At 69.4% G+C, this 12763-nt stretch carries 12 protein-coding genes; 5 read left to right on the top strand and 7 right to left on the bottom strand.

Annotated elements, in window-relative coordinates; translation table 11 throughout:
* Nucleotides 1-185 precede the first annotated feature (185 nt).
* Nucleotides 186-1139 carry an aldo/keto reductase gene (locus G9Q41_RS11525; protein WP_092520639.1) on the bottom strand — a complete coding sequence of 318 codons (954 nt, stop codon included), beginning with the start codon at nucleotides 1137-1139 and terminating at the stop codon, nucleotides 186-188.
* A gap of 136 nt (nucleotides 1140-1275) precedes the next feature.
* Complete coding sequence (arc, locus tag G9Q41_RS11520; RefSeq protein ID WP_092520638.1) at nucleotides 1276-3069, bottom strand: proteasome ATPase; 1794 nt, start codon at nucleotides 3067-3069, stop codon at nucleotides 1276-1278.
* 591 nt (nucleotides 3070-3660) lie between these two features.
* Here arc and G9Q41_RS11515 point away from each other — a divergent pair.
* The 3 genes from G9Q41_RS11515 (at nucleotide 3661) to G9Q41_RS21515 (ending at nucleotide 6093) form a co-directional block, all read left to right on the top strand.
* Entirely contained in the window at nucleotides 3661-4335 is a 675-nt protein-coding gene (locus tag G9Q41_RS11515) for a hypothetical protein (RefSeq protein ID WP_139186484.1), read from the top strand.
* A gap of 45 nt (nucleotides 4336-4380) precedes the next feature.
* Entirely contained in the window at nucleotides 4381-5190 is an 810-nt protein-coding gene (locus G9Q41_RS11510) for a hypothetical protein (protein ID WP_165632539.1), read from the top strand.
* Nucleotides 5191-5304: 114 nt separating this feature from the next.
* Nucleotides 5305-6093 carry a hypothetical protein gene (locus G9Q41_RS21515; RefSeq protein ID WP_207630925.1) on the top strand — a complete coding sequence of 263 codons (789 nt, stop codon included), beginning with the start codon at nucleotides 5305-5307 and terminating at the stop codon, nucleotides 6091-6093.
* A 111-nt stretch (nucleotides 6094-6204) separates the two neighbouring features.
* Here the strand turns inward: G9Q41_RS21515 and G9Q41_RS11500 are convergent, their stop codons facing one another.
* On the bottom strand, nucleotides 6205-7035 hold the full coding sequence (locus tag G9Q41_RS11500; RefSeq protein WP_165632540.1) for a tRNA (adenine-N1)-methyltransferase: 831 nt from the start codon (nucleotides 7033-7035) through the stop codon (nucleotides 6205-6207).
* 90 nt (nucleotides 7036-7125) lie between these two features.
* Entirely contained in the window at nucleotides 7126-8268 is a 1143-nt protein-coding gene (locus G9Q41_RS11495; RefSeq protein WP_092520627.1) for a site-2 protease family protein, read from the bottom strand.
* Between the two features lie 198 nt (nucleotides 8269-8466).
* On the opposite strand from G9Q41_RS11495, the gene G9Q41_RS11490 reads away from it, so the two are divergent.
* Together G9Q41_RS11490 and G9Q41_RS11485 are read left to right on the top strand one after the other, a co-directional pair.
* Nucleotides 8467-9366, top strand: a complete 900-nt coding sequence (locus G9Q41_RS11490; RefSeq protein ID WP_207630927.1) for a RecB family exonuclease — start codon at nucleotides 8467-8469, stop codon at nucleotides 9364-9366.
* A 69-nt stretch (nucleotides 9367-9435) separates the two neighbouring features.
* Complete coding sequence (locus tag G9Q41_RS11485; protein ID WP_347567518.1) at nucleotides 9436-10230, top strand: thioesterase family protein; 795 nt, start codon at nucleotides 9436-9438, stop codon at nucleotides 10228-10230.
* A gap of 223 nt (nucleotides 10231-10453) precedes the next feature.
* On the opposite strand, the gene G9Q41_RS11480 is transcribed toward G9Q41_RS11485, so the two are convergent.
* The 3 genes from G9Q41_RS11480 to G9Q41_RS11470 form a co-directional block, all read right to left on the bottom strand.
* Entirely contained in the window at nucleotides 10454-11305 is an 852-nt protein-coding gene (locus G9Q41_RS11480) for a VOC family protein (protein WP_165632541.1), read from the bottom strand.
* Between the two features lie 153 nt (nucleotides 11306-11458).
* A complete protein-coding gene (locus tag G9Q41_RS11475) occupies nucleotides 11459-11740 on the bottom strand; it encodes a phosphoribosyl-ATP diphosphatase (protein ID WP_179533685.1) in 282 nt (93 codons plus the stop codon).
* A 156-nt stretch (nucleotides 11741-11896) separates the two neighbouring features.
* A complete protein-coding gene (locus G9Q41_RS11470) occupies nucleotides 11897-12613 on the bottom strand; it encodes an HAD family phosphatase (protein ID WP_242687343.1) in 717 nt (238 codons plus the stop codon).
* Nucleotides 12614-12763 lie beyond the last annotated feature (150 nt).

Raw genomic sequence — 12763 nt, 5'->3', positions numbered from 1 at the left:
CCCGCAGCGGCAGCGCTTCGCGCGGGGGCGTCGCTTCAGCGCGGCGGCGGGCGAAACCACCGTCCGAGCAGGCGGCACCGCCCGAGGTTCCGCCGCCCGAGCCGAGCCACCACGCTTCCCCCGCTCCCGAGCCAAGCGTGGAGCCCGCTGCCCGACCACCTGAGCAAGTCGTTCCACGAGGAATCCTAGTGCCAGGGCAGAGCCGACCGCTCTCCCCAGTAGGTCGCCGGATCCCCGGCCGCCGCGGCCAGCTCGTCCAGATCGCGGTCTTCCAACGTCAGCGAGCAGGCGGCCAGATTGCTGCGCAGTTGCCCCACGCTGGCCGCACCGAGCAGCACCGTGTCGGCCCAGGGCTGGGCCAGCACGTGCGCCAGGGCCACCGCATCGGCGCCCGCACCGTGCCTGCCCGCGACCGCGGCCAGCGGTTCCGGCGGGCGCACCGCCAGCCTGCCGTTGGCCAGCGTCTCCTTCACCAGCACCGTCCAGCCGCCCTCGTGGGCGTACCGCAGGGCCTTTCCCGCGGAGGGCTCCAGGGAGTTCCAGGTGGACTGCACGGCGCCGAACAGCTGGCTCCCACCGACGCGCAGCTCCCAGGCCGCCTCGATCGCGTCGGCCTGGGCGGCTCCGCTGGTGGATATCCCGAGCCGCACTCCGCTGTCCCTGATCCGCGCCAGCTCCCGCTGCAGGTCGCCGTCCTCGAACAGCGGGCTGTCCCTGGTCAGGGAGTGCACCTGGTACAGCCGGAGGTGCGGGCCGAGCAGCTCGTGCGTGGCGGGCCACTGCTGCCTGAACCGCTCCAGCGAGTGCTCCTTGACCTCGTGCACCTCGGTCTCCAGCCGCCACTCGGCGACGTAGACGTAGCCCCACTTGCTGGAAACGATCACGTCCTCGTGCCCGCGGTCGCGCAACCACTCGGCGAGGAAGCGCTCGGCGCTGCCGTAGGAGCGCGCGGTGTCCACCCGTCGGATCCCCTCGGCGTAGGCGGCGTCCAGCACTTGCCTGGTCCGCTCGCGCATCGCGTCCACCGTGCGCGAGCCGGGCAGCACATCGGTTCGTCCGACGTTGATGTAGGCGGGCCTGCCCAACGCGGCCAGCCCGACACCGAGGCGTTCCAGTCGCCCATTCGCAGCACCCGTCATGCGCCGTAACCTAACTGCCGTACGCCGATGGCGACACCGGACAAGCGGAGGGGCGCCGCCCGTTCGGGCGACGCCCCTCTCGAACTTCCCGCCCGCGCCGACTCGGAAACCGAGCCCGGACTCGGACGAACGACGGTTACAGGTACTGACCGGTGTTGGTGGCCGTGTCTATGGCACGCCCCGTCTCCTGGTTCTTGCCGCTGACCAGTGTCCGGATGTAGACGATCCGCTCCCCCTTCTTGCCGGAGATGCGGGCCCAGTCGTCCGGGTTGGTCGTGTTGGGCAGATCCTCGTTCTCGGCGAACTCGTCGACGATCGCGTCCTGCAGGTTCTGGATCCGTATCCCGGACTGCCCGGTGTCGATCGCCGACTTGATGGCCGCCTTCTTGGCCCGGTCCACGATGTTCTGGATCATCGCCCCGGAGTTGAAGTCCTTGAAGTACAGGACCTCCTTGTCCCCGTTGGCATAGGTGACCTCGAGGAAGCGATTCTCGTCGGTCTCGGCGTACATGCGCTCGACCGTGGTTTGGATCATCGCGTCCATGCAGGTCAGCTGGTCACCGCCGAACTCGCGCAGATCGTCCTCGTGGACGGGCAGATCGCTGGTCAGGTACTTGGCGAAGATGTCCTTGGCCGATTCGGCGTCCGGACGCTCGATCTTGATCTTCACGTCCAGCCGCCCCGGACGCAGGATGGCGGGATCGATCATGTCCTCCCGGTTGGAGGCACCGATCACGATGACGTTCTCCAGGCCCTCGACGCCGTCGATCTCGCTGAGCAGCTGGGGAACGATCGTGGTCTCCACGTCCGAGGAGACTCCGCTGCCCCTGGTCCGGAAGATCGAGTCCATCTCGTCGAAGAACACGATCACCGGTGTGCCCTCGGAGGCCTTCTCCCTGGCACGCTGGAAGATCAGTCGAATGTGCCGCTCGGTCTCGCCCACGAACTTGTTCAGCAGTTCGGGGCCCTTGATGTTGAGGAAGTAGGACTTGGCCTGACCGTCCTCGTCCCCCCGGTTCGCGGCGACCTTCTTGGCCAGCGAGTTGGCGACCGCCTTGGCGATCAGGGTCTTGCCGCAACCGGGCGGCCCGTACAGCAGCACCCCCTTGGGCGGGGAGAGCTTGTACTGCACGTACAGCTCCGAGTGCAGGAACGGCAGCTCCACGGCGTCCCTGATCTCCTCGATCTGCCCGCCGAGACCACCGATGTCCTCGTACTTGACATCGGGGACCTCCTCGAGCGTGAGGTCCTCGACGTCGGCCTTGGGCACCGTGTCGTAGGCGTATCCGACCTTGCTGTCCACCAGCACCGAGTCACCGGACTTGAGTCCGGACTCGACCATCGGCGGGGTGAGCCAAACCACCCGCTCGTCGTCGCTGTGCCCGGTGACCAGTGCACGTCGAGGCTGGTCGGGGTCCACGGAAGGCAGCACCTCGCGAAAAGTGCACACCTCGCCGGTACGTTCGAAAGTCCCGGCCTCGACCACGGTCAGCGCCTCGTTGAGGCGCACGGACTGGCCGAGCTGAAGTTCCTCCACGTTCACGTTCGGCGATACGGCGACGCGCATCTTCCGTCCCGAGGTGAACACGTCGGCCGTGTTGTCCTCGTAGCTGGCGAGGAAGACCCCGTACCCGCTCGGTGGCTGGGCGAGTCGGTCGACTTCCTCGCGCAGGGCGGTCAACTGGCTGCGCGCTTCTTTGAGAGTCTCGGTGAGTTTGGCGTTCCGTTCAGTGAGTTGACTCACTCTCTCGGATGCCTCGGCCAGCCGCTGCTCCAACAACCGCACCTGTTGAGGGGACTCGTTGAGCCTGCTGCGGAGCGAGGCGACCTCGTCCTCCAACTCGCGGATCTGCTCGTTGGTTTCCGCGTTGCTGCGGGCACCCTGCCCAACGCCCTCTTCGGGTCGGCTGTCGGGACGGTCGTGCTGCATATCGGCACCCTCCTCCCGTGTTCGTACCACCACGGTACCGGCGATCAACGACAACGCGAGGTCATCGAATCCCGCTAGACGGCCCAGAGTGCCACAGAAGGCGGCCACGCCACATGAACCACGCCACTCCGGAGCCACTTCTCCGCGGACGAAACGCCCGCGGGCAACCACGATACGTTTTGTCCCGTTGGTCCGTTCGGGAGAACTCGACCGCGGCGGAACGCCCCGGCAGGGCGGTGCGCACACCTGCTGTCGCCGCACGCGCGTTCACGACCAGCCGGACGGGCATCCGTGTGGTATCCGAACCGTGAACCGAGCTCCTCCCTCGCGCGTCATTCGCGACCACATCGTAGGACGAACGACCGAGGACCCTCCCACTTTCCGGACGTGAATGCGCGGTCCGATCGAGGTCCTCGACGCCGAGGTCCGCCCCGGCTGATACGAGAAGCACTCACGACACCGCTGCGCGCTCCCTCGGAACCGCTCCAGCCGGTGAAAATTTCACCGGCTACTCACATTCACGGGCAGAGGTTCTGTTCTACTTGACGATCGATCACCTCGAGCAGTCACGTCCCCGTTCGGGAGGAACCGATGCCCCACCCGCCACAGCACCCCGCGCCTGGCGGGCACCCTCGGGTCCCCGGCAACGAGAGCACGACCGAGCGAGCCGGATCCATCGGGGACGTCGGCGCCCCGAGCCCCTGGGGGCGGTTTCCCGGCGAGTCCGCGCCGGGGGAGTCGCCGCGAGCGGGCTCGCACGCGGGAGACCACGGAGAGGGCACGGCCGAGCGCGGGCAGAGCTGGACCAACCCCGCCCTCGCTCCCCACGCGCACGTGAGCCCTCCGGGCGCCCTTCCCGAGGTCGATCCGCCTCCCCGCAGGTCACGTCGCCCATGGATGTACGCGCTGTTGGCCACGATCTCGGTCGCGGCGCTGCTGTCCGGTTACTTCCTGTTTTTCGCGACCGACCACGAAGCCCCGCGGGAAACCGCCACGCGGGTGGTAGACAAAATCAACTCGGGACGTTTCGCCGCGCTCGACGGGGAGCTGTGCGACTCGAACGCTCCGAAGCTGCGGCGCCAGCTCGACCAGCTCAGCACGGGCCGGTTCGAGCTGAGCCTGGGGGAAGTCGACACCGAGGGTGACACGGCCACGGCCAGAGTGCGCGGAACCTACATCGTCGCCGGGACGTCCCAACGCGTCGATCAGCCCCTGGGGCTGCGACTGGAGAACGGCAAGTGGAAAGTCTGCGATCTCACACCGTAGCGGATCGCGCACGAGAAGCGGCAGGACCGCCGAGAAGAGGAACGAATGACATACCCGCAGCAGCCCGGCCAGAACGACCCCTGGGGACAGCAGCAGTGGGGCGCGCAGAACCCCTACGGACAGCCCGATCCCCAGGGTCAGCAGTGGGGACAGCCTCAGCAGCCGTACGGCCAGTATCCGGGAGGTGATCCGCAGCAGTGGGGGCAGCAGTACGGTCAGCCCCAGCAGCCGTACGGCCAGCCGGACCCCTACGGACAGCAGCCGGGAGGCCAGTACCCCGCCTCCGGGCCGCAGCAGGCATGGCCGCAGCAGGGCTGGGGACAAGCGCAGCCCGGGCAGCAGTGGGGCCAGGTCCCCCCGGGCTATGCCGGCCAGCCCGGGGCAGGACCCCCCGCGCAGAAGTCCAAGCTCCCCTGGATCCTCGGCGGAACCGGCGGCGGAGTCCTGCTCATCGGCGGCATCGTCGCTCTCGTGCTCGTTCTCACCGGCGGAAAGACCCCGGAAGAGGTCGCCAACCGCTTCGCCGGCGTCTTCGAGGAGGAGATCACGAATCCCAACCAGGCCTCTCCGGTCGACAAGTACAGAGAAATCACGTGCGACGAGCTGCAGAGCACGCTGGACCAAGCCGCCGGGAGCGGCAGCGACAGCACTTCCGAGGTTTCGCCGGACGTAGCGGAAAAAGCGAAGAAAACCACTGTCGACGTCAAGAACGTCAACCACTCCGAAAAGAGCGGTTCCTTCGTGCTGGAGTTCAACAACCCCGAGGAAAGCGATTCCCTGACCCGCAAATTCGGACTCAAGAAGGAAGACGGCGACTGGAAGGTGTGCACAGCTCCCGGTAAGAGCTCGAACTGATCCCGACCGTTCACCGGTACCGGACCCAGCACGATAGGTTCCCCCGGACGTGGCCCGCGCGCGGAGTCAGTCCAGCTCGACCGTTGCAAACGCCGAAATCCTCGGAGAAGTTCGATGAACTACCCACAGCAACCAGGCCAGCACGATCCCTGGGGGCAGCAGCAGGCACAGCCGAACCCCTACGGACAGCCGGGCGGGCAGTTCCCGCAGAGCGGGCAGCAGCCCGCCTGGGGACAGCAGCCCGGTGGCCAGTACCCGCAGAGCGGACAACAGCCCGTCTGGGGGCAACAACCCGGTGGCCAGTACCCGCAGAGCGGGCAACAACCCGCCTGGGGACAGCAACCCGGCCAGCCCTGGCCGCAGCAGGCCTACCCCGGTCAGCAGACCCCCTACGGACAGCCCGGCGCACCCCCGCCCACCGGCAACAAGTCCAAACTCCCCTGGATCCTCGGCGGAATCGGCGGCGGAGTCCTCGTGCTCGGCGTGATCATAGCGCTGATCGCGGGGCTGAGCTCGGGGCCGGGCAAGCCCCGCAAGACCGCCCAGGAGTACGTCGACTCGCTCAACTCGAAGAACGCGAGCCAGATCGCGGAGCTGAGCTGCTCGAAAACCGGGGCGAATCCGCTCGAGCAGGGCATGAGCCAGTACGGCGTTTCCAACCTCGACCCCAGCGAGCTGCTCGACAAGATGCAGTTCGACGTGAGCCTCAACAACGTCACCAGGGAGTCCGACGAGAGGGCCGTGGCCGACATCAGCGGAGAGGCCACCATGGAACTGAGCGCTCTCGGGGAGACCCGCTCCCAAACGCTCCCCATGGACTACAGCGTGAACATGACCGTGGAGGACGGCTCCTGGAAGATGTGCGGTTTTCAGAACACCGGTTCCACGAGTTCAACGGGCTGAACTCGAACGGCGGTCCTCCCCCACGACGAGGTGAGCGCTTGAACCGCCCACCCCGACGTCGGCCGGTCCCGGACCCCGTGACGTCCGGGCTCGGCCGGCGGACCGGGCTTACTAGCCGCGGCTGGGCCTGCGATGCACCCGCAGCGGCGTCACTCCATCGGCCAGCCTGCGCGTGACCAGCAAGAACGCCGTGTGCGCCACCATGCGGTGTTCCGGACGCACCGCCATGCCCACCGCGTGCCACGGGCGGAGCAGGGTTTCCCAGGACTGCGGTTCGGTCCAGCCCTGCTGCTCCCGCAACGCCTCGGTGACGGTGGACAGCTGTGTCGTGGTCGCCACGTACACGGCCAGCACACCGCCGGGGACGAGCGCACCGTGCACGGCCTCCAGCGCTTCCCAGGGCGAGACCATGTCCAGCACGACGCGGTCCACCTCGCCGCCGGAGTACTCGGTCACGTCACCCACGTGCAGGGTCCAGTTGTCGGGCCGGTCCCCGAAGAACTGCCGCACGTTGCGCTCGGCGTACTCGGCGTGGTCGTTGCGCACCTCCCACGACTCCACGCTGCCCTCGTCGCCCACGGCACGCAGCAGGGAACAGGTCAACGCACCCGAACCGGCGCCCGCCTCGAGCACCCGGGCCCCCGGACGGATGTCGCCCCACATCAGGATCTGCGCGGCGTCCTTGGGATAGATGACCTGGGCACCACGCGGCATCGACAGCACGTAGTCGGACAGCAGCGGCCGCACGGCCAGGTAGGACGTGCCTCCGGCCGAGGTGACCACCGACCCCTCGGGCAGACCGATCAGGGAGTCGTGCGCAAGCACACCGTGCTGGGTGTGGTACTCGCCTCCCTCCTGGAGCACGATCGTTTTGCGTCGTCCCTTCGGGTCGGTCAGTTGAACTCGATCCCCCGGCCCGAACGGCCCGCTGACGCTGCTCACCTGTGCCCTACCTCCTGTGAATGCGTACTGCTGCCCCGTGCGGACACGGCAGGTCATCCTCCCAGACGCCGTGCGGTCACCGAGGAGCAGTCAGGGGTTCGTCCCGCGCCGCCTGGCCGCCGCGCGCAGCTCGGACCGCCGCAGCACCCCGCACGGTTTGCCGTCCTGGTCCACCACGAGGAACTGCCCCGCCGAGACGCTGCCGACGCGGTGCAGCACCGCCTCGGGCGATTCGCTGTCCAGCAGCACCGTTTCCGGTCTGATCTCCTCGGCCGCGCGTTCGGCCGGTTCCCGCGGGGAGGTGTCGACCAGCCGCACCGCCTTGTCCTCGTCCAGCAGCCCGACCGCGACGCCGTCGGCACGCACCAGCACCACCCCGCGTCCGGCCGCGGCCAGCAGCGCGTCCCCCACCGGGCTCTCCGCGGGCAGCTGCAGAACGGGCCGCAGCAGATCACGCAGCTCCATCCCCCGGGGCCAGCGCTCACGTCGTCCGGCGGAGTACTCCGAAACGGCTCCCGCGATCACGAACCACGCCATGAGCACGCAGACGGCCAGCCGCAACCAGCGCCCCTGCGCCTCGGTGACCACCCCCACCAGTGCCCAGCAGAGCAACCCCACCGCCACGGCGCCGGCTCCGACGACGGCCGCGATCGTGCCGCGATGGCGGTCCTCGGTCAGCTTCCAGGTGGCCGCGCGCACCATGCGGCCTCCGTCGAGCGGCAGGCCGGGCAGCAGGTTGAACACCCCCACTGCCAGATTGGCCACGCAGGTCTGCACGACGAGCAGCCACACGGCCCCGTGCGGTTGCAGCGCGAACCACCCCACGCCGGTGCACGCGGCCAGCACGAGCGAAACGGCCGGACCCGCTGCCGCGATCAGCCCCTCGCGGAAGGGGGTTGGCGGGGTCCGCGCGATCTCGGAGATCCCGCCGAGCAGGAACAGCCGGACCCGGCGCACCGGTAACCCCAACCGCAGGGCCACCAGGCAGTGCCCGAGCTCGTGCAGCAGGACCGACCCTGCGAGGAAGACGGTGAACGCGGTGGCGACCAGAGCGCTGGCCCAGACACCGGATCCGGGCAGCAGCCGCCCGACCAGCGGCGTGTAGAGCAGCACGATCACGGCCGCCCCCAACCACCAGGACGGGGACAGCAGCACGGGAACCCCGGAGACCCGGCATAGCTGCAGTCCCGCCGTGCCGGTTCCGGTGCGCTCGCCTCCCGCTGTGGTGGCCATGCGGAAAGCCTAGAACGAAGCGCGCACCCCGCTTCGATCCCATCGGCACGATCCCGGCGTGTCGGACGGCTCGCCCCACGAGGCGCTCCCGCACGGCCCCCGGGCACGAGCGGGAAACCGCAGCGCGCTCCGGCGGAGCCCCTCCTGCGTCCGACCTCGACGACCGGAGGGCGGCGCGGTCCTACTACGGTTCTCCCCATGGCGCAATCGGCCCGGAGCGACCACCCCACCGATCCCCACCCCGCGGGACAGCCGCAACAGGACCGCCCGCGCCGCCTCGCTCTGTCACCGTCCCGGGCGAGCGACTTCAAGCAGTGCCCGTTGCTGTACCGCTTCCGGGCGGTGGACCGGTTGCCCGAGACCCCCACGAGGGCCCAGGCGCGGGGCACTCTCGTGCACAGCGTGCTGGAGAGGCTGTTCGAGCTGCCCGCCGAGCGGCGGGACCGCGACACCGCCGCCGAGCTGCTGGCACCGGCCTGGCGCGAGCTCACCGCCGAGCAGCCGGAGCTGGCCGAGCTGTTCTCCGGCGAACCGGAGCTCGACGACTGGCTGAAGTCCACGGGCGAGCTGCTGGAGGCCTACTTCGAGCTGGAGGACCCGCAGCGCATCGAGCCGGAGGCCTGCGAGCAGCGCGTGGAGACCGAGCTGGACAGCGGGCTGGTGCTGCGCGGGTTCATCGACCGGGTGGACGTGGCTCCCACGGGCGAGGTGCGCCTGGTCGACTACAAGACCGGTTCCGCGCCGCGGCAGCTCAACGAGGCCAAGGCCCTGTTCCAGATGAAGTTCTACGCCCTGGCGCTGTGGCGCAGCCGCGGGAAGCTGCCCAGTCGGCTGCTGCTGATGTATCTGGCCGACCGGCAGTCGCTGGCCTACACCCCGGACGAGGCGGAGCTGAACAGGTTCGAGCGCACGCTGGAGGCGATCTGGCAGGCCATCCTCCGGGCCGGACGCACCGGGGATTTCCGGCCGAGTCCCTCACGGCTGTGCGGGTTCTGCGACTTCAAGCCCGTCTGCCCGGCGCACGGTGGCACGGCTCCGCCGTACCCCGGGTGGCCCGAAGCGCCGGAGAACCCCGGCCTTCCATCCACAACGGACTGATGAGCCGAACTTCCGTGGCATCATCGTCGCCCGGGGCGGAAGAGTTCCGCTCCTGGAAGGGAAGACCCCGTGGACAGCACTCACATCGACGAGGTGTTCTACGAACCGCTCGGCCGGGGCCGGTATCGCGCGACCGAGCACACCGTGGGGCCGTGGTCGGACAAGGCGCAGCACCTCGGTCCGGTCGCCGCGCTGCTCGTTCGCGAGATCGAGCACCACGACCCGAGGGACGAGCACGACATCCGGCGGGTGTCCGTGGACGTGCTCGGTCCCGTTCCGGTGGACGAGGTCACGGTGCGGACCGAGACGCTCCGCCCCGGACGTTCCGTCGAGCTGGTCTCCGCCGAGATCTCGTCCGGGGACCGGGTGGCCGCCACGGCACGTGCCTGGCGGATGCGGCGATCCGACACCGCCGACGTGGCCGCGGACCACGCTCCCCGCCCGAACGCTCCGGAGGCGTGCGGGCCCATGCCGCTGCCCGCGGGCTGGTCCGGGGGATACGCCAAAGCACTCGACTGGCGGATGGACGCGTCCGCGCAGCAGGACACCGCGGGGGTCCTGGTCTGGGGCAGGCAGCGGATGCCGTTGATCGCGGGTGAGGAGCCGACCCCGCTGCAACGCCTGTTCGCCGTCGCCGACTGCGCCAGCGGGGTGTCCAGCACCCTGCCGTTCGAGCAGTGGGCGTTCGCCAACACCGACCTGACGGTCCACCTGACGCGGGAACCGGTCGGCGAGTGGACGGGGCTGGACGCGCGCATGGCGCTCGGCGCGGACGGGGCCGGGCTGACCCAGACCGTCCTGCACGACGCGTCGGGCCCGGTGGGGCGCTGCGCGCAGGCGCTGCTGCCGACCAGGCTCGCATGACCCGCAGCGGCACTTCGCGCGGTTGGCCGGGTAGTCGACCGCGCAGCTGTCCGGGTAGTTGACCGGGTAGCCGTCACGTGCGTCGAGTCCTTGCAACGCGTCCGACTCGCGCGCTCGGGTTCCCCGCTGCCCAGGCTCCGAGCACTCGGGCGACCGAAGCCTGTTGCCAGCGGTTCTCCCGAGGACTTCGTCCTCCCGGTTCGTGCGGCGGGACGGGTGGGAATCAGTCCTCGTAGGGGTCGTAGTTCGCGGCGCTGCCGGTGTCCGCGGGGGCCTGGCTCGGATCGACCAGCGCGAACCTGGCTCCAGTGGGGTCCCGCAGCACGGCCGCCCTGCCCAGCCTGGAGTCGTACGGGTCCACCCGCACTCGTGCGTGCGACCCGACGGCGCGGCGCACCGCCTCGTCGGTGCCGATCTTGGCCGCCACCCCGAGGTAGAGCAGCCAGTGTGGGTGCGTCTCCGCGTCGATGTGCTCGCGGAGCATGCTCACCCTGGCCAGCACCGACTCGTCACCCAGGTACCAGACCGAGTAGTCGAGCTGGTTCTCCGTGCCGAACTGGGACGAGGTGTAACCGAACAGGTTCTGGAAGAACAGATCGGCCGTCTGGGCCTTGATGGTCACCAGCTCGGCCCACATGAGCGTCCCCGGCAGCCCGACGTCGAACTGCCAGGAGGACTCCGGTTCGAGCAGCCCGAACTCGGCTTCCGAAGGCCCCTCCAGAACCGCCTTGGTGCCGACACCGCCGAGCTCGCCCGGCGGAACGGTCACGGTGGCGCCCTTCTCCTCGGCCTGTTCGCAGGCCGCCCGGCAGTCACTCGTGGCCAGAAACAGCCGCCACTTGGCGGTTTCCGGGGTCTCGGCCGCGCGCAGGCCCGCCACCGGGAAGCCGTCGTGCAGGGCCACCAGGTGGTGACCGCCCTCCGAGTCGCGTCGTTGTTCGTACTCCCATCCGAACAACTCCGCGTAGAACTCACTCGCGCTGTCGAGGTCGGAGGTCACCAACTCGATCCAGCAGGGCGTTCCCGCGTACAGTTGCCACTTCGGCGGGGCCGAGTCCACAGGGACCACACCCATAACGTCCTCCCCGAGCGGTTTCGCGATCCTTCGCGAACGCATTATCCGCCGAGAGAAACTCGCCGTGTGGCGTTTCGATCACGATCCGATCACTCCGCGGCCCTCCCCGGCCGCGCGCAGCACTGCCGAACCGGCCGGGGTGCCCGGAGGGGCTCAGAGGTAGCGGTAGACGTCCTGCGGGGACAGCCCGCGCGCGAGCAGGATCACCTGCAGCCGGTAGAGCAGCTGGGAGGCCTCCTCGGCGAGCTGCTCGTCCGACTCGTGCTCGGCGGCCAGCCACACCTCGCCCGCCTCTTCCAGGACCTTCTTGCCCTGGAAGTGGACGCCCGCGTCGAGCGCGGCGACCGTTGAGGAGCCCTCGGGGCGGGTGCGGGCACGTTGTTCAAGCTCGCTGAACAGCTCGTCGAAGGTCTTCACGACCCGTGATCCTTGCATCCCGCTCCCGCCGGGCAAACACCGGCCGCCGGGCCGATGACCCGGATCGCCTCGCCGAGGTTTTCCGTTCAGGTTGATCGAGTTGCCCGGGTGGTGCTTCGGCGCTGCCGCGCGGAAGCACCACGCCGGCCAGCAACACGGCGGGAAAGCAGCGCCTCAGCTCCGCTCGAACAGCGCGGTCAGCTCGGCGAGGTCGAGCCCCTCGAGGGAGTCCCGCAGCACGCACCCCGCCCCCGGATCGAGCGGCACCTCGCAGGCGACTCCGAGGACCGTGCAACCAGCGGCCACAGCGGAGGCGACCCCGGTGGGCGAGTCCTCGATCGCGACGCAGTGCGCCGGGTCCACACCGAGTTCCCCGCAGGCCCGCAGGTACGGTTCCGGGTCCGGTTTGTTGCGGCCGTCCACCTCGTCACCGCAAACGGTGACGTCGAAGAGGTCCGGCCCGATGGTGCGCAGGGCTATGTCGGTCAACGAGCGGATGGTCGAGGTCACCAGAGCCGTCGGGATCCCGTTGGAGGTCACGGTGCGCAGTGCGCTCTCGGCTCCGGGGCGCCAGCTCAGGTCGGAGGCCAGCAGTTCGGACATGCTGGCGATGACGCGCTGCGCCGCGGCGGCGATGTCGGTCGGCTCCGTGGACATGCCCAGGTCGGTCAGCAACAGGCTCATGCTGCGGGCCATGTTCGAGCCGACCATCCGCGCCCTGGCCGCGTCGCTGATCTCGGCGCCGTTGGCGGCGGCGAAATCGTCCATGGCGATCGTCCAGAGCTTCTCGGAGTCGACGAGGGTGCCGTCCATGTCGAACAGCACGGCCGCGGGGAGCGCCTGCGGGGCCGCCCGCGCCGAGCGCGCGTCGCGCATGCTGGTATCGGACATCGGCCGGGCCTACCCGCGCGTTCTTCCCGGGGCACGCCGTCCGGAGACCACGGGTAACGCGCGCAGATCGTTCGACATGGTTCCAGCCTAGTGGTTCGCTCACCGTGCGCAGCGCGTGGTGTGAGTAGAGCCACGAGCCGCCGGGGCGAC

Origin of the sequence: Actinopolyspora sp. BKK2 (assembly GCF_011291845.1) — a bacterium.
Lineage (GTDB): Bacteria > Actinomycetota > Actinomycetes > Mycobacteriales > Pseudonocardiaceae > Actinopolyspora > Actinopolyspora saharensis.
The sequence above is the reverse complement of the archived record's forward strand: the minus strand, read 5'-3'. Positions and strand labels throughout refer to the sequence as shown.

Coding starts and splice junctions, on each gene's coding strand:
- G9Q41_RS11495 (WP_092520627.1), bottom strand. CDS start 8,268: ATGGCCACCACAGCGGGAGGCGAGCGCACCGGAACCGGCACGGCGGGA.
- G9Q41_RS11480 (WP_165632541.1), bottom strand. CDS start 11,305: ATGGGTGTGGTCCCTGTGGACTCGGCCCCGCCGAAGTGGCAACTGTAC.
- G9Q41_RS21515 (WP_207630925.1), top strand. CDS start 5,305: ATGAACTACCCACAGCAACCAGGCCAGCACGATCCCTGGGGGCAGCAG.
- G9Q41_RS11475 (WP_179533685.1), bottom strand. CDS start 11,740: ATGCAAGGATCACGGGTCGTGAAGACCTTCGACGAGCTGTTCAGCGAG.
- G9Q41_RS11525 (WP_092520639.1), bottom strand. CDS start 1,139: ATGACGGGTGCTGCGAATGGGCGACTGGAACGCCTCGGTGTCGGGCTG.
- arc (WP_092520638.1), bottom strand. CDS start 3,069: ATGCAGCACGACCGTCCCGACAGCCGACCCGAAGAGGGCGTTGGGCAG.
- G9Q41_RS11470 (WP_242687343.1), bottom strand. CDS start 12,613: ATGTCCGATACCAGCATGCGCGACGCGCGCTCGGCGCGGGCGGCCCCG.
- G9Q41_RS11490 (WP_207630927.1), top strand. CDS start 8,467: ATGGCGCAATCGGCCCGGAGCGACCACCCCACCGATCCCCACCCCGCG.
- G9Q41_RS11515 (WP_139186484.1), top strand. CDS start 3,661: ATGCCCCACCCGCCACAGCACCCCGCGCCTGGCGGGCACCCTCGGGTC.
- G9Q41_RS11510 (WP_165632539.1), top strand. CDS start 4,381: ATGACATACCCGCAGCAGCCCGGCCAGAACGACCCCTGGGGACAGCAG.